Source organism: Streptomyces sp. NPDC096205, from assembly GCF_044763135.1.
Lineage (GTDB): Bacteria > Actinomycetota > Actinomycetes > Streptomycetales > Streptomycetaceae > Streptomyces.
In genome coordinates, this window is sequence record NZ_JBIWFS010000002.1 from 1,076,248 (window position 1) to 1,095,081 (window position 18,834).

Sequence of the window (18,834 nt, forward strand, 5' to 3'; positions counted from 1 at the left end):
CGAATGGCCCCTTCAAGGGCGATTCGGCAGGGGCCAGCCGTACGGCCCCGTCGGATCGTCCAGCCACGCCCAGGCGTGTTCGCCGGACACGGTGATGCCGTAGCGCTGCCTCCCCGGCCGGCCCTCCCTCTCCCACAGGGCGTACGCCTCCTGCGGGTCGAGGGCCCCCAGGGTCAGGGCCAGCAGGAAGCGGAACAGGTCGTCCTCACGGGCATGCCTCGGGACGCCCGCCAGGGAGGCCGGGTCGGGGACGGGCCGGGTGCTGCCCCGTAGGGGGACGAAGTAGGCGGGGGTGTTCAGGAAGCCGCCCTCTGCGTGTGTGGCGTCGGTCACCTCCAGCAGGACGAGGCCGGTGGCGAGCGGGGTCAGTACACGGCCGCCGGGCCGGCACTGTTCCAGCCACGCCCCGGGGATGCTCGGCAGCGCGCAGGTGGCGATGATCCGGTCGAAGGGGGCGCGCCCCGGCACCCCGCGAGCCCCGTCACCGGTGACGACGAGCGGGTGATGGCCGGCCGCGTCGAGGTGCCGGCGCGCGGACTCGGTGATCTCCGGGTCGAGGTCGATGGTGGTGACGAGCGCGTCGTCGCCGAGGCGGTGGGCCAGCAGCGCGGCGTTGTAGCCGGTGCCGGCGCCGATCTCCAGGACCCGGTCGCCGTCGCGTACGCCGAGTGCGGCGAGCATCTCCGCCATGAGCGAGGGCTGGCTGCTGGAGGACAGCAGCTCCCCGTCGCGCAGCCGGGTGGCCAGCGGCTCGTCGGCGTACGCGCCGCGCAGCCAGCGCCGGCGTGCCGCGGGGTCGGGATGCTCGGCCCAGCGGCGTTCGTATCCGCCGGCGACGGTGACGTAGTAGAACGGCACGAACAGATGGCGGGGGACGGCGCGGAACACCTCCCGCCACACCGGGTCGGCGTCGAACGCCCCGCTCGCGTCGATCTCCCGCACCAGGTCCGCCCGTGCGACGGCGGCGAGATCCTCCAGGTTCACGTCGGCAGTGCCCATGCCTCCACTGTCCTGCGCATCCCGGCCGGGGGCGAGCACCGCGGGTCCTAAGCCTCGAGTCCTCGGTCCCCCCGTCTGAGACCATGGGGGACGTGAGAGAGATTCGGCGCGGCACGCTTCAGGAGCAGACCTTCTACGAGCAGGTCGGCGGGGAGGAGACCTTCCGCCGCCTGGTCCACCGTTTCTACGAGGGAGTCGCCGAGGACCCGCTGCTGCGGCCGATGTACCCGGAGGAGGACCTGGGTCCGGCCGAGGAGCGCCTGGTGCTGTTCCTCATGCAGTACTGGGGCGGCCCCACGACGTACAGCGAGAACCGCGGCCACCCGCGGCTGCGGATGCGCCACGCCCCTTTCACCGTCGACCGCGCGGCGCACGACGCGTGGCTGAGGCACATGCGGGTGGCCGTGGACGAGCTGGGCCTGTCCGAGGAGCACGAGCGGACGCTGTGGAACTACCTGGAGTACGCGGCCGCGTCGATGGTCAACACCGCGGACTGAGTCCGAGGGGCCCTCACGCCTGCCCGACCCTGAACTCCGAATTCCGGTCCCTCTGCGCCGATTTCCGGTCACAATCCGGTCAAGCCTGATCCACAAGCGCTTACCCCGGTCGCCGCCCTCTGACAGCATCGCCCGAAAGTCTGGCAACGGCGGGGGGCCGGGTGACGGGGTTCACGGGGGCTGCGGGATTCGTGCTGCTGCGCGCACGCGCGCACCGGCTGCTGCTGGCCGCCGCCCTGCTGACCGTCCTGCTGACCACCGCCGTGCTGGCGACCCTCACCGCCTACTCGGGCGCGATCGGTGACGCCGCCCTGCGGCACGCCCTGCGCGATCCGCGCAACGCCGCCGACACCGCCCTGATCGTCAAGGCGGACGTCCCGCGCGAGGACCGCGCCGCCGCCGACACCGCCGTACGCGACGGTGCGCGCCGTACCTTCGGCGGCCTCCCGGTGACCGTGCGCACCCTGACCCGCTCCGGCCCCTACGGGCTGCCGGGCGCGGCCGAGGGCGCGGAACCGGATCTGACGTACTTCGCCGCGCTGGACACCGCCCAGGTACGGCTCGTGTCCGGGCGGCTGCCGGGGCCGGCCGGCGGCGGCACGGTCGAGGCGGCCGTGCCGCAGAGCGCCGCCGAGCGCCTGGGCCTGGAGCCGGGCGACCGCCTCACCCTCACCGACCGGCTCGACGGCCCCGACGCGCGCGTGACCATCACCGGCGTCTACCGGCCCGCGCAGGCCGACCACCCGTACTGGGAGCTCGACGACCTCGGCGGCCGAGGCGTCAAGCAGGGCGGCTTCACCACGTACGGGCCGCTGCTGACGACCCTCGCCACCGTGACGGGCGGCCAGGTGAGCGAGGGCCCCATCGGCTGGCTGGCCTCGGCGGACTTCTCCACCCTGACCACCGACCGCGTCGACGCCCTGCGCGAGGCGGCCCGCGCCCACAGCGGCTCCCTGCGCGAGGAGCCCGCGCTGCGCGGCACCACCGCCGCCTCCACCGACCTGCCCGTGGTCCTGGACCGCGTCGAGCGCTCCCAGCTCGTCTCCCGCTCCACGCTCCTGATCGTCGCCCTGCTGCTGGTGCTGCTCGCCCTGTACGCGCTGCTGCTCGTGGCGCGGCTGCTGAGCAGCGAACGCGCGGGCGAGACCCGGCTGCTGCGGGCCCGCGGCGCCTCACGCGCCCGGATCGCCGGGCACGCCGCGCTGGAGGCGCTGCTGCTCGCCCTGCCCGCGGTCGTCGCGGCTCCGCTGCTGGCCGGGCCGCTGACCGAGCTGCTCGCCGGGCAGGGGGCGCTGGCCCGGATCGGGCTGCACCTGGACGCCCCGGGCGGTGGCGACCTCGGGGTCTGGCTGGTCGCGGGCGGCACCGCCCTCGGGTGCGCCCTCGCGGTGACGCTGCCCGCGCTGACCGCGCAGGGCTTCCGGGCGGGCCGGGCCCGGACGCTGCCCGCCCCGCTGCGCGCGGGCGCGGACCTGGCCCTGGTGGTCGTGGCCGGTGTCGCGTACTGGCAGCTCGACCAGCAGGGCTCCGGCGCGGTGACCGACGACGCCTCCGGCACCCTCGGCATCGATCCGCTGCTGGTGGCCGCGCCCGCTCTCGCCCTGCTCGCCGGCACCGTACTGACGCTGCGGCTGCTGCCGCCGATGGCCCGGCTCGCCGAGCGCCGCGCGGCCGGCGGCCGGGGCCTCGCGGCGGCGCTGGCGGGCTGGCAGCTCAGCCGCCGCCCGATGCGCGGCGCGGGCCCGGTGCTGCTGCTGGTGCTGGCCATCGCGCTCGGCATGCTGGCGCTCGCCCAGGGCGCCTCCTGGGAGCGCTCGCAGGACGACCAGGCCGACTTCCGCGCCGGGGCGCCGATCCGGGTGCTGGCCGCCGGGGACGCCGGGCTCGGCCGCACTGAGAGCTACGCGGGCGCCCCGCACGTCACCGGTATCGCCCCGGCCGTCCGCCAGACCCAGACCCTGTCCGGCGACCGCTCGGCGACCGTGCTCGCGCTGGACACCGCACACGCCGGCGACGCGGTGCTGCTGCGCCCCGACCTCTCCCCCGCGCCGGTACGCCGCCTGCTGTCCGGGCTCGGCCCGCGGCACGACCCGGCCGGGACCGTGGTGCCCGCGGGCACCACCCGGCTGCGGCTGACGCTGAGCCTCGGTGCACGTCCCGGCTCCGGTACGGCGGCTGATGTGACGGTCGGCCTGGTGGACGGCCACGGCGTCCCCTACCGGCTCCCCGCGCCGGCCGCCCTCCCCGCCGACGGCCGCCCGCACACCGTCACCGTCGACCTGCCCGCCGTACCCGCCGAGGTGCGGCTCACCGCCCTGGAGCTGGTCATGCCGCAGCCGGTCGGCGTCAGCGAGCAGCACCGCGTCATGCTGCGGGAGATCACCGCGCAGTCCGCCGACGGCACCGTACGGCCACTCGTACTGCCCCCGGCCTGGGACGCCACGGTGGCCACCGACGAGGAAGACCCCTTCCCCGACTCCCTCACCATCCCCACCGATCCGCAGGTGACCTCCGAGCGGCCCTTCACCGTCGAGTACGGCACCGGGCACACGCCTGCGGAGCAGTACGTCCTGCCCTTCACGCTGACCGTCCGGCTGGCCGTCCCTCAGCCCGAGGCACCCGAGCTGACCGCCGTCGCCACCGACGGCTACCTCACCGCGACCGGCGCCCACACCGGCGACCAGGTCGACCTCCCCTTCGGCGGCGACACCCTCCCGGTGAAGATCGTGGCCGCGGTACGGGCCCTGCCGACCACGCCCGCCGAGCACGACGGCGCGGCGATCCTCGTCGACCTGCGCTCGGTCAACCAGGTCCTCGCCGACCGCGACAACGGCATCACCCCCACCGAGTGGTGGCTCACCTCCGACAGCCCCCGCGCCGCAGCGGCCGCGCTGCGGGCCCGCCCCGACCTCGATCCGGCCCAGGTCCTGGTGCGCGACGAGATCGCCGCCGAACTGCGCGACGACCCCTTCGGCGCGGGCCCCGGCGCCGCGTTCGCGGCCGCGGCGATCGTCGCGGCGGCACTGGCCGCGGTGGGCTTCGCGGTGAGCGCGGCCGGGTCGCTGCGCGAGCGGGACGCCGAGTTCGCGGTGCTGCGCGCGCTCGGCGCGAGCCGCCGCCGGCTGGCCCGGACGATCGCCGCCGAACAGGGCGTCCTCGTCGGCCTTGCGCTGCTGGCGGGCGGGGCCCTGGGCGCCGTGCTGACCCGGGCGGTGATCCCGCTGATCGTGCTGACCGCGCAGGCCACCCGCCCGGTCCCGGAGTTGCTGGTGGAGCTCCCGCCCGGCCGGGTGGCGCTCCTGCTCGCGGCGGTGGTCCTCACCCCGCTGCTGGTCACGGCCGTACTCGCCCTGCGCCGCGCGGATCCGGCGACGGCGCTGCGGCAGGGGGGTGAGTGAGATGCGTTCCCTGTACGCCCCCTGGGTGCGCACCCGGCTGCGGGCCGCGCCCGGTGCCGCGTGGGCGCTGGCCGTGCTGGTGGCGCTGACCGCGTGCCTGGCGGCCACGTTCCCGCGCGCCCTGGACCGCTACCAGGACGCGGGCCTGCGCCGGGCGGTCGCGGACGCCCAGCCCGACCGCAGCACCCTCCGGCTGGACGCGCCGCGGCCCGGCCCGGACATGACGCCTGTGCAGCAGGAGAAGTCCATGCGGCCGGCCCGGCTGGCCACGGAGTACTCCGGCATCCTGGACAGCGTCCCCGCCCCGCTCGCCGTCGACCCGGCCCAGTCGTCGTACGGCGTGCGCACCGATGTCCCCATGGAGGTCCCGGACACCTTCCTCGCCCGCCCGCACGGAGTGCCCGCGCGCGTCACGCTGGCCGCCCAGAGCGGGCTTGCCGGCCACTCCCGGCCGGCCGAGGGCCGGCTGCCGCGCGCCGCCGCCGGGACCGTGCACCGCACCACGGCCGAGGTCGAGGCCGCGGTGACCGCCGAGACGGCCGAGAAGCTGCGCATCGAGGTCGGTTCGGTCGTCCACGTCCCCGGACTGGTGCGCGGCCCCGTCGCCGTGCGGGTCACCGGCATCGTCACCCCGCGCGAGCCGTCCGGCGCCTACTGGTCGACCGCGTCGCTCCTGCGCACCCCCGCCCTGGTCCACCTCCCGGGCGACCCCGACCGCCGGGCCTACTGGCTCGGCGCGCTGCTGCTCCCGCCCGAGGCCGGCCCGGTCCTCCTCGGCACCGCGGGAGACCCCGTCCGCTACTGGAACCTGGCCCCCGACCCGGGCGGCCTGCACGGCTACGACATGGACCGTCTGAAGTCCGCCCTGGCCTCCCTGGAGAGCGGCCCCGCCCTGCGCGAGGCCCGCCTGCACACCGACGAGCGCACGGAGGTCACCACCGACCTCGACGCCGTCCTCGGCTTCTACGAGCGGCTCGACGACGGCATCGCCCCGCTGATCGCCGTCGCCGCGTTCGGCGCGGGCACGGTCGCGCTGGTCGTGCTGCTGATGGCGGGCGGTCTCGCCGCCGACCGCCGCCGCGCCGAACTCGCCCTGCTGCGCGCCCGCGGCGCCTCCCTGCGCGGACTGACCGCCCGGCTGCTCGGCGAGACCGCGACCGTGGCGCTGCCCGCGGCCGCCGTCGGCCTCACCGCCGCGGTGCTCGCGGTGCCCGACGCCCGCCTCCTGCCCGCCGCGCTCGCCGCCCTCGCGGTCACCGCCGTCGCCGCGCTCGCCCTGCCGCTGCGCGCCGCGGCCGCCCACCGCACCGTCGGCGTCCACAGCGCCCGCACCGACATCACCGCCGTACGGCCCTCCCGACGCCGTACGGTCGCCGAACTCACCCTGCTGGTGCTGGCCGCGGGCGCGGTGGAGACGCTGCGCCGGCGCGGCACGGCCGACGGTGACGCGCTCATGTCCGCCGCACCCGTGCTGGTCGCGATCATCGCCGCGCTGCTGCTGGTGCGCCTCTACCCGCTGCCCCTGCGCGGCCTGGCCCGTCCGGCCGCCCGGCTGCGGGGCGCGATCGGCCATCTGTCCCTGGCCCGCGCGGGCCGCGGCGCCACCTCCGCGATCCTGCCGCTGCTCGCCCTGTCGACCGCCCTGACCACCGCCGCGTTCGGCGGCTCCGTCGTGGCGGGCGTGCGCGAGGCCCGGGACGCCGCCGCACTGCTCGCGGTCGGCGCCGACGCCCGCGTCGAGGCCGTCGAGGGCCTGCCGTCCGCACTGCCCGGCCAGGTCCGCCGTACGCCCGGCGTGTCCGGCCTGACCGAGCTGAGCATCGCCTACCAGGCCCGGCCGGGCGGCCGCCAGCAGACCCTGCCGGTCGCGGGCGTCGACCCCACCGCGTACGCGGCCCTCGCCGACCGCACGGACCTGGGCGCCTTCGACGTGGAGCAGTTGCGGCGGCCGGCCTCCGCAAAGGCCCCGCTCCCCGCGCTGGCCTCCCCGTCCACGGCCCAGAACTACGGCACCGCGCCCTTCGAGATCCGTATGCAGGACGGCACGTTCATCACCGTCCGCATCACCGTCGTACGGGACCGCACCCCGGCCCTTTCGGGCACCGACTTCCTGATCGTGGACCGCGCCGGGCTCAGCCGCGAGGCCGCCCGCCCGACAGTGCTGCTGCTGACCGGCGGCGGCCTGGACGGGGCCGCGCTGCGCCGGGTCGCGGAACCCCGCGCGGACGTCCGGCTGCGCGCCGAGGAACGCGACCTCTACGTCGACTCGCCCCTCCAGTCCGGCGCCGAGCGCGTCTACGTCGCCGCCGTCACGGCCGGCGCCGGCTACGCCGTCCTCACCCTGCTGCTGTCCCTGCTGCGCACCGCGCCCGAACGCCGCGCGCTGCTGGCCCGGTTGCGCACCATGGGCCTCACCCGTACCCAGGGCCGGCGCCTGCTGGTCCTGGAGTCCCTGCCCCAGGCGGGCCTCGCCGCACTCGGCGGCGTCCTCACCGGCTGGGCCACCATCCGCCTGCTCGCCCCGGGCATCGACCTGACGGCCCTCGCCCTGCCCCCTGCGACCTCCGCACCGGTGCCCGCCGAGCTGCACACGGACGTGCTGTCCCTCGCCGTACCCGCGACCGCGGTGCTGCTGGTCACGGTGGGCGTGGCCGCGGTGCAGGCCTGGTGGACGGGGCGGCGCGGGTCGGTGACGGAGTTGCGGGTGGGGGATGCGCGGTGACGGTGAAGGGCCGCTGCCTGTGGGGGACGCGCGATGCCGTGAAGGGCCGTTACCTGCGGGGGGACGCGCGATGACCGTACGAAGCCTTTACGCGTACGAAGTCTTTGTCCGGGAACGCCCGATGACCACGCCATGCCGCTGTGGAGGAGAGCCACGATGACGACGAATCCCACGCTCGCCGACCTGGCCCAGCGCGCCACGGCCGCCCGCGCCACGCCCGCCTACGGCCACGACGCGCTGATCACCTGCGACCGGCTGGTCCGAATCTTCACCACCGACGGCGTCGAGGTGCAGGCCCTGCAAGGGCTGGACCTGCTGGTCCGCGAGGGCGAGCTGATGGCCCTGGTCGGCGCGTCCGGCAGCGGCAAGTCCACCCTGATGAACATCCTCGCCGGCCTGGACACCCCCACCGCGGGCGCCGCCCGGGTCGCGGGCCGCGACCTGCTCACCATGACGGCCAAGGACCGCCTCGCCTACCGCCGCGAGGTCGTCGGCTTCGTCTGGCAGCAGACCTCCCGCAACCTGCTGCCGTATCTGACCGCCGCGCAGAACGTCATGCTGCCCATGCGGCTGTCCGGCGCGCATCGGCGCCGCCGTGCCCAGGCCCGACGCGCCCTGGAACTCCTCGACATGCTCCAGATCGCCGACTGCCGCGACCGGCGCCCGCACCAGATGTCCGGCGGCCAGCAGCAGCGCTGCGCCATCGCGGTGGCCCTCGCCGGCGACCCGGCCGTCCTGCTCGCCGACGAACCCACCGGCGAACTCGACACCCACACCGCCGAGCAGGTCTTCGGCGCCTTCCGCACCGCCAACGAACAGCTCGGCACGACCGTCGTCATCGTCACCCACGACCAGGCCGTCGCCACCGAGGTCCGCCGCACCGTCGCCATCCGCGACGGCCGCACCTCCACCGAGGTGCTCCGCCGCAGCCGCATCGACGAGGAGACCGGGCACGAGACGGTCGTGGCCCGCGAGTACGCCATGCTCGACCGAGCGGGCCGCCTCCAGCTGCCGGCCGAGTACACGAAGGCCCTGGGGATGCGGGACAGGGTGGCGCTGGAGCTGGAACAGACTCACATCGAGGTATGGCCGGATGACGCGTCGGACTGAGGGCAGTCAGGGGCGCGGGGAACTGCGCGAGAACCCAAGACGGCGCGAAAGCCGAGAGACGACAGTCAGCGCACGCTGATCCCAAGCGCACCGACACCGGCACGCCGCACGGCAACAGACCCAAAGGCAGTACGCAACCGAAGCCAGGCCCCGCAGGAGAGCAGCACGGGATCACCCCCGCGAAGGAACCCCAAAGCCTGCGCGGCATGAACGGCCCGCACGGGCAGCCCCGTGTCGGCGACGGTCCGCGACCAGATGTCCCGCCCGATCCGGTCGAGTTCGGTACGCGTACGAAGCTCGGGCGCCAACGACTCGGTACGGGACCGGAACTCAGCGACGACGGAAGCGACCATCGAGCGGAGCGAGTCCGCGGCCGGCAGCCCGGCCACGGCCGCCCACCCCCCACGAGGCGGCAGCACCCCGGCCCAGGGAGGCCCGGTCACCGCGGCCGGGACGACGGCGGTGGCGGCCGACTCCTCGATACCGTCGAGGAGTTCACCGGCGGAGACGGTGACATCGAGGGTGACGTCGAGCCCGTTCTCGTACGGCTTGGCGAGCCGCACCGCCCGGATCGCGAGCACCTCGAAGGACGGCGGCCGCCCGAAGACGGCCAGCGCGGTCCCGGCGGCCTGCAGCCGCACCGCGGCCGCGCGGTCGTAGTGGAGCAGCCGGGAGAGGAAGGCCGCGAGATCCGCGGCCTCCCCGTCGTCGGCCAGCTGGAGCACCGTCATGCGGCGACGGCCTCCTCCTCGGACGCGACGGTGTCGTCGACGTCGTCGGTGTACTCCTCCAGGAACTCCCGTTCCTCGGCGGTGATCCGGCGGGGCCGCTGCGCCTCGAAGTCGAACGGGACGATCACCGTCGAGGCGCGCACATAGACGACGTCGCCGTCCTTCACCTCGTAGGAGAGAGTGAAGGACGCCGCACGGATCTCCGTGACCCACAGCTCGATGTCCACGGGCGACTGCCGGTGGACGAGCTGCCGTTTGTAGTCGATCTCGTGGCGCGCCACCACCGACCCCTGCTTGAAGTCCTTCTCCGGGCGGAAGAGGAAGTCGATACGGGCTTCCTCCAGGTAGCGCAGGAACACCACGTTGTTGACGTGGCCGTACGCGTCCATGTCCGCCCAGCGCAGCGGGCAGCGGTAGAGGTGGCGCACGAGATCAGCCCCGGGTCAGCTTCTTGTAGGTGGCACGGTGCGGACGCGCGGCGTCCGCACCGAGCCGCTCGATCTTGTTCTTCTCGTACGACTCGAAGTTGCCCTCGAACCAGAACCACTTGGACTCACCCTCGTAGGCGAGGATGTGCGTGGCGACTCGGTCCAGGAACCACCGGTCGTGGGAGACGACCACGGCGCAGCCGGGGAAGTCCAGCAGCGCGTTCTCCAGGGAGGACAGGGTCTCGACGTCGAGGTCGTTGGTCGGCTCGTCGAGGAGCAGCAGGTTGCCGCCCTGCTTCAGGGTGAGGGCGAGGTTCAGCCGGTTGCGCTCACCGCCGGAGAGGACACCGGCAGGCTTCTGCTGGTCCGGGCCCTTGAAGCCGAAGGCGGAGACATACGCCCGCGAGGGCATCTCGACCTGACCCACGTTGATGTAGTCCAGCTCGTCCGAGACGACGGCCCACAGGGTCTTCTTCGGGTCGATGTTCTCGCGGCTCTGGTCGACGTAGGAGATCTTGACGGTGTCGCCGACCTTGATGGAACCGGAGTCCGGCGTCTCGAACCCCTGGATCATCTTGAACAGGGTCGTCTTGCCGGCGCCGTTCGGGCCGATGACACCCACGATGCCGTTACGCGGCAGCGTGAAGGAGAGGTCGTCGATCAGGACCTTCTCGCCGAAGGCCTTGGAGAGGTTGTTGACCTCGACCACGATCGAGCCCAGACGCGGGCCCGGCGGGATCTGGATCTCCTCGAAGTCCAGCTTCCGCATCTTCTCGGCCTCGGCGGCCATCTCCTCGTAGCGAGCGAGACGCGCCTTGGACTTGGCCTGCCGGCCCTTGGCGTTGGAGCGGACCCACTCGAGCTCTTCCTTGAGGCGCTTGGCCCGCTTGGCGTCCTTCTGCCCCTCGACCTTGAGACGGGTCTGCTTGGTCTCCAGGTACGTGGAGTAGTTGCCCTCGTACGGGTAGGCGCGACCGCGGTCGAGCTCGAGGATCCACTCGGCGACGTTGTCGAGGAAGTACCGGTCGTGGGTGATGGCCACGACGGTGCCGGCGTACTTGGCGAGGTGCTGCTCCAGCCAGTTCACCGACTCGGCGTCGAGGTGGTTGGTGGGCTCGTCGAGGAGCAGCAGGTCAGGGGCTTCGAGCAGCAGCTTGCACAGCGCCACACGCCGCTTCTCACCACCGGACAGGTTCACGACGGGCCAGTCGCCGGGCGGGCAGCCCAGCGCGTCCATGGCCTGCTCGAGCTGCGCGTCGAGGTCCCAGGCGTTGGCGTGGTCGAGCTCCTCCTGGAGCTTGCCCATCTCGTCGAGCAGCGCGTCGGAGTAGTCGGTCGCCATCAGCTCGGCGATCTCGTTGAACCGGTCGAGCTTGCCCTTGATCTCGGCGACACCCTCCTGGACGTTCTCCAGGACGGTCTTCTCCTCGTTCAGCTTGGGCTCCTGCATCAGGATGCCGACGCTGTACCCGGGCGAGATGAAGGCGTCACCGTTCGACGGCTGCTCGAGCCCCGCCATGATCTTCAGAACGGTCGACTTACCGGCACCGTTCGGACCGACCACACCGATCTTCGCGCCGGGCAGGAAGTTAAGCGTGACGTCGTCAAGGATCACCTTGTCGCCGTGCGCCTTGCGCGCCTTGCGCATGGTGTAGATGTACTCAGCCAAGAGAAACCGTCCGGCAGCTTGAAATCAGGCAGTGGGCAGATACACCCCATCTTGCCGGACTGCCACCCCTTGGGGGAAACCCGTATAGCCGGTCGCCTGTGACCTGGGCTTTCACCACCGGCGACTCCCCCTCCTCCACCGAGCAGAGCTACGGTGCCGCCATGACCAGCGCCCCACAGCGCCCCCTTCTCTTCCTGGACGTCGACGGCCCCCTCATCCCCTTCGGCGATGCCCAGGCCGTCACCGGCCCGAGCCCGGCCCCCGCCGACCGGGCAAACCCCCTGCTCAGCCGCCTCGACCCCGCCACCGGCAGGCGCCTGCTGGCCCTGGGCTGCGACCTCGTCTGGGCCACGACCTGGCAGGAGGAGGCGAACGACGTCGTCGCCCCACGCATCGGACTCCCCCGGCTGCCCGTCCTGGAGTGGCCGGCCACCTCCCCGGAGCCCGGCCCCCACGGCCTGCACTGGAAGACCCGCCCCCTCGTCGAGCGGGCCGACGGCCGGCCCTTCATCTGGCTCGACGACGAGATCAGCTCGATGGACCGCCAGTGGGTGGCGGCCGGCCACCCCGGCCCGTCGCTCCTCCACCGCGTGGACCCGACGAAGGGCCTCCGCGACACCGACTTCTCGGAGCTCACCGACTGGCTTCGCGGCGTGGTGTGGAGCTGAGGGCGTATGCCGCAGGCGCCGAGCGCCCTCTCACCGCCCGGCTAGGCCTGACGCCGACCGATCAGTCGCCCGTCCCCGGTCGCCGGTCCCGAAGCAGCACCAGGGCAGCCCCGCCTATGACCACCAGGCCGATGGCCGTGCCGCCGATGAGGGGCGTGATGTCGGTGCCGCCCGTTTCGGCGAGGTTGACGTCGGTGGTGGAGCCGCCGACGGTGGCCGGGCTGGGCTCGGTCATCAGCTGGGTGCGGTCGTCGGAGGTCGTGTCGCCCTGGGTGTGGCAGTCGAGGACGCCGCTGAAGCGCTTGGCGAAACCGTCGGGGCCCTCGATGGTGAAGTCGTAGGCCTGGTCCTCCTGGAGCGGCACGGTCACGGTGCGTGACGCGCCGGCCGGGATGGTGTGCTCGACACCCATGAGCTCGAAGGTGAACGGCTGGTCGCCGGAGTTGGCCGCGGTGATGTCCACCCCGTTCTCGGCGCAGTTCTCCCGCGACGACAGGGCCGGTATCGCCCCGGTCTCCGCCCAGGTCGCACTCGCCGTCGCGGAGACGGTCGACTCGCTGGAGCCGGCCAGGATCTGCGTCTGGCTGCGGCTCTCGGCGGCGAAGGCACGTCCGACCGGCACCGTGGTGGAGGCCTGCACGGTCAGCTCGGCGGAGCCGGCCGCCGCGTCCGCGGGCACCTCGAAGAAGATCTGGCTGCCGTCCCGGGCGGCGGTGACGTCCTTGCCGTCCTTGCCGACGATCCGCACCCCGCTGGCCATCGCGTCCACCGGCGGCGTCAGCGTCACGCCCTGGGCGTTGGTGTGCACGGTCACCGGGCCGAGCAGCCCTCCCGGCTGCCCGGACACCGCGGGCGGGTCCAGCGTCAGCGAGGCACGCGGCTCCGGCAGCGAGCGGGCGCTCTTCTCCAGGTAGTCGGCGAGACGCTCGGCCTGCGGATCGAGGGCCGCCACGTCCGCGCCGTCGGACCAGCGCCAGATCGCCACCTGCGTCCCGGCCGCCGCGTCCTGTTCGGTCAGGCCCCCGCCGATGCCCGCCCGGCGGGCCAGCGCCGCGAGGTCGTTCACCTGCGGGTAGGAGTTCTGCAGGATCCAGCGGATCCGCCCGGCGTCCTTGTTGGCGCCCAGCGAGGTCCCGCTCCAGGACGTCTCCCGGTACTTGGCCTCCCGCTGTGTGGGGTTGTACAGGTCGACGCAGTACGTCTGCAGGGTGCCGCCGCCCTCGACGGACATCTCGAACAGGCCCGCCGGGACCTCCTGGTCCCCGTCCTCGCCATGGATCACGGCCGTGCCGTACGTCTCCAGCCCGTCCATGGTGGCGACCGCCCCGCCCTGTCCCCGCACCGCCGCGTCCTCGGCGGTGGCCGGGCCCGCGCCCACCAGCGCACCGGCGGCGACGAGTCCGGACACCAGCGTCGCGGCGGCCAGGCGGCGCGCCGCGCCCCGCCTGCGCGCGGGTACCGCGGTCGGCGCGGAGAGCGAAGACATCACACGATTCCCCTTCGAGCAGGACCAGTTGAGCGGCACCGGAGGACCCGACCCGGCTCCCACCAGCGGCATCAGAAGCCCCAAGAGCTACGTCCCGCATCCTAGGGAGACAGCGGACCCCTCTTCCCCGTCAGATAGTCGGACCGGTGATCCGACTCGCAATCGTTATCGCCGGAACGGGCCTCCGAGCAGGGCTTATCGACAAATCCACCAGTTCGTCCACAGTGCATTCGCCGATAAGCCACCGGTCATCCACGCGTCATCACGATCGGCCTGACGTCATGTCACTGCTGCTGCGGCGGCGGGCAGTTGATCCTTGTGCCCCTTCTCCTCACCTTCCGACGAATCCTCCACCGGTGTCTCCCAGTTGGGCTCGGGCTGCTGGGCCGCCCCCGCCTCCCCGGTCTCCGCCCTGGCGCCGCCCCGCCGGAAGGCCGACGTGCCTCGCGCCAGGTCATGGCCGATCGCCACCGCGTCGATGTCGGCCGACGTCCAGCTCTGCCCCTCGCGCACGTCCTGGCGGACCTTCAGCCGGCCCTGGACGACGACGGGGTCGCCGACGCCCAGTGACGCCGCCGCGTTGGTGGCGAGCTGGCGGTTGGCCCACACCGTGAAGAAGTTGGTGTGCCCGTCCGTCCACACCTCCTTCTCGCGGTCCCAGTAGCGCGCGGTCGCCGCCAGCCGGAACCGCGCCGACGGCCCCGACGTCAGGTCCCGGTACACCGGCTGGGTCGCCACCCGGCCCACCACGCAGATCATCGTCTCGTTCATCGCGAACCCCTCCCGCGCCCGGCCCCGTGTGCCGGGCGGACTCGCGTACGGGCCAGTCCCGTACGGCTGCGGAGCCAGACTGCCCCGCACCGCACCCCCCTCGCCGGGCCCTGTGGATCACGCCCCCACCTGTGGAAAACCCCGCCACCCGCCCGAGTGAACCCCAGCGCGGACGAGATCACCCACAGGTGATCTCCGCGAGGATCGGCCCACCTCAGCGGCCCTCCGGGGCCCTCAACTGCGCCTCCCGGACCGCCAGCCCCCGCCGGGACCCATGCCGCACACCAGGACCGCCGGCCCCACCAGGACCCTCACCGCACCACCAGGACCACCACACCCCCATCCCTTCACCCTCAGCCCCTCACCCCACCCCCACCACCCGCCCGTACTGCTCCCGCACCTCCCGATACCGCAGCAACTCCGCCGCCACCGGATCCAGCACCCGCGCCCGCCCGCACCCCGCGGCCGCCTCCCGCAACCGGCGTTCGGCCTCCTGCCCGTAGCGCCGGGCAGGGCCCCGCGCGGCCATCCGGCAGCTCCACTCCACCAGCGGCCCGCCGACGATGCCCAGCACCATCAGCAGCACCGGCACGCCCAGATTGGGCGCCATGACGCCGACGATCTGCCCCGCCAGCCACAGCCCGCCGACCACCTGCAGCAGCGTCATCGCGGCCTGCACCAGCACGGCCACCGGCCACCACCCCGGCCGCGGCGGCCGTCCCGGCGGAAGCCCCGCACGGGCCGCCAGCTGGTCCAGCGCCTCGGGCAGCCCATGGGCGCCCCGCGCGGCCGCCTCGCGCACCGCCTGTGCCCAGGGCGTGGGCAGCCCGGACACGGCCCGGTCGGCCACGATCCGCACGGCCTGCTCCACGCGCTGCCGCGCGGTCGCCTCCTCGTCGGCCTGGGCCCGCAACGTCAGCCGCCCCGTGGGGGGTTCGCCCCGCTCGTGGTACCACCGCCACAGCCGCAGCCACGGCGTCCCGCACGCCCGGTTCGCGTTGCGCAACCAGGCGCGCTCGGCGGCCTCGCCCGCCGCCGTCGCGCCGACCGCGTCCGCGAGCCGGGCGGCGAACTCCTCGCGCGCCTCCTCGCTGAGCCCGGTCCGCCGCCCGGTCGCGTACACGGGCCGCAGCCCGGCCGCCGCCGCGTCCAGGTCCGCCGAGATACGCCGGGCGGGCGCCCCGCGCTCGGCGACGAACCGGCCGAGGCACTCGCGCAGTTCGCCGACGCCCTCCCCGGTGAGCGCGGACAGGGCGAGCACATGGGCGCCCGGTTCGCCGTGCTCGCCAAGGGCGATCCCGTCCTCGTCCAGCAGTCTGCGCAGATCGTCCAGGACCTGCTCGGTGGCCTCCCCGGGCAGCCGGTCGACCTGGTTGAGGACGACGAACATGACCTCCGCGTGCCCGGCCATCGGCCGCAGATAGCGCTCGTGCAGGACCGCGTCGGCGTACTTCTCCGGGTCCACGACCCAGATGATCGCGTCGACGAGAGCGAGCACCCGGTCCGCCTGCTCACGGTGCTGTACGGCCGCCGAGTCCAGGTCGGGCAGGTCGACCAGCACCAGGCCGCGCAACTGCGCCTCCCCCTCCGGGCTCTGCACGGGCCGTCGGCGCAGCCGTCCCGGAATCCCGAGCCGGTCGATCAGCGGCGCCGCCCCGTCGCTCCAACTGCACGCGATGGGCGAGGCGGTGGTCGGCCGGCGTACGCCCGTCTCCGAGATGGTCACCCCGGCGAGCGTGTTGAACAGCTGGGACTTGCCACTGCCGGTGGCGCCCGCGATCGCGACGACCGTGTGCTGCCCCGACAGCCTGCGTCGCGCGGCCGCCTCGTCGAGGACCCGGCCCGCCTCCGAGAGGGTCCGGTTGTCGAGCCGGGTGCGGGACAGCCCCACCAGCTCCCGCAACGCGTCCAGCCGCGACCGCAGCCCCCCGTCGTACGCCAGTGGCGCGGAGGTCTGCGGCACGGACGCCCGGATCTCCATCACCGAGGCCGCCGCCTGCTCGCCCTCGTTGACCCGCCGCGCGATCAGCCCGTCGTCCCAGACGTCCCCGGACTCACCCCGCGCGGCCTCGTCACCAGGACGAGGTGAGGCGTCATCACCGCTACGACGCGAGGTGTCGTCGTCGGTACGACGTGACGCACCACCGGTATCGGCACGGCTGCGCCGGTTTTCCCCGGCCACGCGCGCGTGCCCCCTGTCCGCCGACTTCTCCGACGCACCGGCCTCCGGCTCGGCCGCCTCCTCGCGCTCGACAGCGCGCTCCCCGCCACCTACCGCATCCTCATCACGAGCAGCACGGTCTCCGTTGTCGCCGCTATCGCCGACGTCGCTGGTGCTGTTGATGTCGCTGATATCGCTGGTGTTGCTGGTGTCGCTGTTCACAGCCATCTCCGGACTCCCCGTGTTCTCGGCGTGGTCCGTGTTCTCGGTGCGGTCGGTGCGGTCGGTGCGGTCAGTGCGATCGGTGCGGTCGATGTGATCCATGTGGTTCGTCTGGTCCGTGTGATCCTGATCGGCGACGGCGGTCACGGTCACCTCTCCTTCTGCAGTACGGACAGCGCGGCGATGAGCTCGGCCTGCGGCTCGGGATGGACGTCGAGCGCGTCCAGGGGTGCGAGGCGCCGCTCGCGTTCGGTGTGCAGCACGCGATCGACGTGCTCGGCGAGCAGCCGCCCGCCGCGGTCGCGCAGCCGCAGCGCCCCGTGCGCCCCGAGCCGCTCGGCGAGCCCCTCCCCCGCGGTCCGGGCCCGGCGCCCGCCGAGGAGCGCGGTGGCGACCAGCGCGGCGACCACCTCGGGGTCGGGGGCCTGGCCGCGGTCGAGGTCGCGGATCTCGTCCTCGGCGTACTCCTCCAACTCGCGCCGCCAGCGCCGTACGGCCATCCCGATACGGTGTTCCGCGCTCTCCGGCTCGGGATCGCGGGGCTGGAGCTCCGGCGCGTCGGAGGCCGGTTCGCGACGCCAGGCGTCGTCGATGCGCTCGTCGGCGGCGGTGACGGCACACACCAGCAGGGCGCCCAGGCTGTCCACGAGCGCGTCGAGCAGCTCGCCCGCGGTGCAGTCGAGGGGGAAGGCCCGCCAGCGCTTCAGCGCGCCACCGGCGAGGACGGCGCCGGACTGGAGCCGGCCGCGCACACGCGTGTGCTCGCTGTCGTAGGCGGCGTCGACGGCGGCGGTGAGCCGCAGGGCGGCCGCGTACTGGGCGGCGGCGGCACCGGCCAGCTCGGGCATCCGGGCCTTGAGGGAGTCCAGGACGCCGTACGCGGTACGGGCCATGGCGTGCTGCCGCGCGGAGGGGTCCTGGGCCTGATGGACGAGCCAGGAGCGCAGCTGGGCCACGGCGGAGGCGGGCAGCAGACCGCCGCCCCAGGCCGACTCGGGCAGTTCCGGCACGGTGAAGCGGGGCACGTCGCCGAGGCCGGCCTTGGTGAGCAGGGCGCCGTACTGCCGGGACACCTCGGAGACGACCTGGTGGGGCACCCGGTCGAGGACGGTCACGAGGGTGGCGTTGTACTCCTTGGCGGTGCGCAGCATGTGCCAGGGCACGGCGTCGGCGTACCGGGCGGCCGTGGTGACCATGATCCAGATGTCGGCCGCGCAGATCAGCTCGGCGGCCAGGACGCGGTTGTCGGCGACGAGGGAGTCGACGTCGGGCGCGTCCAGCAGGGCGAGGCCGCGCGGGAGGGAGTCGGCGGTCTCGACACGCAGCACGCGCGCGGGATGCTCCCCGGGCAGCAGCAGGTCGTCACCCGGCTCCTGATGGGGCACCCACACGCGGGTGAGGTCGGGCAGGACGCGCATGCCGCTGAACCAGTGATGGTCCTCCGGATGGCACACCAGCACCGGAGTGCGGGTCGTCGGCCGCAGCACTCCCGCCTCGCTGACCCGCCGCCCCACGAGGGAGTTGACGAGGGTCGACTTGCCGGCGCCGGTCGACCCGCCCACGACGGCGAGCAGGGGGGCTTCGGGGTCTCTCAGCCTGGGCACCAAGTAGTCGTCGAGCTGCGCGAGCAGTTCGTCGCGGTTGGCACGCGCGCGTGGCGCCCCCGCCAGGGGCAGCGGGAAGCGTGCGGCGGCGACACGGTCGCGCAGGGCGGAGAGTGCGTCGAGCAGTTGAGGCCTTACGTCCAAGGTCACCACATGCGAAGAATGCCCAATTTTAGGGGAATTCTGAAGCATATAGGCATCTCTGCGCGCCGACAGGACAGAAGGGGCGGAAGGTACGACCGGGACACCGGGCAAGGCCAGGCATAACGAGTGCACAACACCCGTGGTTCAACCCGCAAAAACCGCTGCACGATTCGTAACTGCCTGCGATTATCAGGACCGCTTCACCGAACCTCCACATCGAGCCA

General features: G+C 73.7%; 13 protein-coding genes. 5 read left to right on the forward strand and 8 right to left on the reverse strand.

Features of this window, described 5'->3' with window-relative positions:
- Positions 1 to 12 precede the first annotated feature (12 nt).
- Complete coding sequence (locus ACIQ6Y_RS11305) at positions 13 to 999, reverse strand: methyltransferase domain-containing protein (protein ID WP_404035740.1); 987 nt, start codon at positions 997 to 999, stop codon at positions 13 to 15.
- 83 nt (positions 1,000 to 1,082) lie between these two features.
- Between ACIQ6Y_RS11305 and ACIQ6Y_RS11310 the strand changes: the two genes are divergently transcribed.
- The 4 genes from ACIQ6Y_RS11310 to ACIQ6Y_RS11325 all read left to right on the forward strand — a co-directional run bounded on the left by ACIQ6Y_RS11310 (position 1,083) and on the right by ACIQ6Y_RS11325 (position 8,726).
- Entirely contained in the window at positions 1,083 to 1,496 is a 414-nt protein-coding gene (locus ACIQ6Y_RS11310) for a globin (RefSeq protein ID WP_404035743.1), read from the forward strand.
- Between the two features lie 161 nt (positions 1,497 to 1,657).
- Positions 1,658 to 4,894 (forward strand): FtsX-like permease family protein, encoded by a 3,237-nt coding sequence (locus tag ACIQ6Y_RS11315; protein ID WP_404035746.1) that lies wholly within the window; start codon positions 1,658 to 1,660, stop codon positions 4,892 to 4,894.
- A gap of 1 nt (position 4,895) precedes the next feature.
- Positions 4,896 to 7,616: an FtsX-like permease family protein gene (locus ACIQ6Y_RS11320; RefSeq protein ID WP_404035749.1), complete on the forward strand. Its 2,721-nt coding sequence runs from the start codon at positions 4,896 to 4,898 to the stop codon at positions 7,614 to 7,616.
- A gap of 156 nt (positions 7,617 to 7,772) precedes the next feature.
- The gene (locus tag ACIQ6Y_RS11325; protein ID WP_404035752.1) at positions 7,773 to 8,726 is read left to right on the forward strand and encodes an ABC transporter ATP-binding protein; all 954 of its coding nucleotides are present in this window, start codon (positions 7,773 to 7,775) and stop codon (positions 8,724 to 8,726) included.
- Positions 8,727 to 8,791: 65 nt separating this feature from the next.
- Here the strand turns inward: ACIQ6Y_RS11325 and ACIQ6Y_RS11330 are convergent, their stop codons facing one another.
- The 3 genes from ACIQ6Y_RS11330 to ettA are packed head-to-tail and all read right to left on the reverse strand — an operon-like array spanning position 8,792 to position 11,554.
- A complete protein-coding gene (locus tag ACIQ6Y_RS11330) occupies positions 8,792 to 9,457 on the reverse strand; it encodes a hypothetical protein (protein WP_404035755.1) in 666 nt (221 codons plus the stop codon).
- Positions 9,454 to 9,885, reverse strand: coding sequence for an acyl-CoA thioesterase (locus ACIQ6Y_RS11335; protein ID WP_404035757.1), 432 nt, complete (start codon positions 9,883 to 9,885; stop codon positions 9,454 to 9,456). The genes ACIQ6Y_RS11330 and ACIQ6Y_RS11335 overlap by 4 nt, the downstream gene beginning before the upstream one ends.
- A 4-nt stretch (positions 9,886 to 9,889) precedes the next feature.
- On the reverse strand, positions 9,890 to 11,554 hold the full coding sequence (gene ettA, locus ACIQ6Y_RS11340) for an energy-dependent translational throttle protein EttA (protein ID WP_404035760.1): 1,665 nt from the start codon (positions 11,552 to 11,554) through the stop codon (positions 9,890 to 9,892).
- Between the two features lie 161 nt (positions 11,555 to 11,715).
- On the opposite strand from ettA, the gene ACIQ6Y_RS11345 reads away from it, so the two are divergent.
- Entirely contained in the window at positions 11,716 to 12,222 is a 507-nt protein-coding gene (locus tag ACIQ6Y_RS11345; RefSeq protein WP_404035763.1) for an HAD domain-containing protein, read from the forward strand.
- 61 nt (positions 12,223 to 12,283) lie between these two features.
- Here the strand turns inward: ACIQ6Y_RS11345 and ACIQ6Y_RS11350 are convergent, their stop codons facing one another.
- From ACIQ6Y_RS11350 to ACIQ6Y_RS11365, 4 genes are all read right to left on the reverse strand, one after another.
- The gene (locus ACIQ6Y_RS11350; protein ID WP_404035766.1) at positions 12,284 to 13,708 is read right to left on the reverse strand and encodes a TQXA domain-containing protein; all 1,425 of its coding nucleotides are present in this window, start codon (positions 13,706 to 13,708) and stop codon (positions 12,284 to 12,286) included.
- Positions 13,709 to 13,987: 279 nt separating this feature from the next.
- Positions 13,988 to 14,479 (reverse strand): single-stranded DNA-binding protein, encoded by a 492-nt coding sequence (locus tag ACIQ6Y_RS11355; RefSeq protein ID WP_404035769.1) that lies wholly within the window; start codon positions 14,477 to 14,479, stop codon positions 13,988 to 13,990.
- A 361-nt stretch (positions 14,480 to 14,840) separates the two neighbouring features.
- The gene (locus ACIQ6Y_RS11360; RefSeq protein WP_404035771.1) at positions 14,841 to 17,009 is read right to left on the reverse strand and encodes a GTPase; all 2,169 of its coding nucleotides are present in this window, start codon (positions 17,007 to 17,009) and stop codon (positions 14,841 to 14,843) included.
- A 2-nt stretch (positions 17,010 to 17,011) separates the two neighbouring features.
- Positions 17,012 to 18,619, reverse strand: a complete 1,608-nt coding sequence (locus ACIQ6Y_RS11365; protein ID WP_404035774.1) for a dynamin family protein — start codon at positions 18,617 to 18,619, stop codon at positions 17,012 to 17,014.
- Between the last annotated feature and the right edge of the window lie 215 nt (positions 18,620 to 18,834).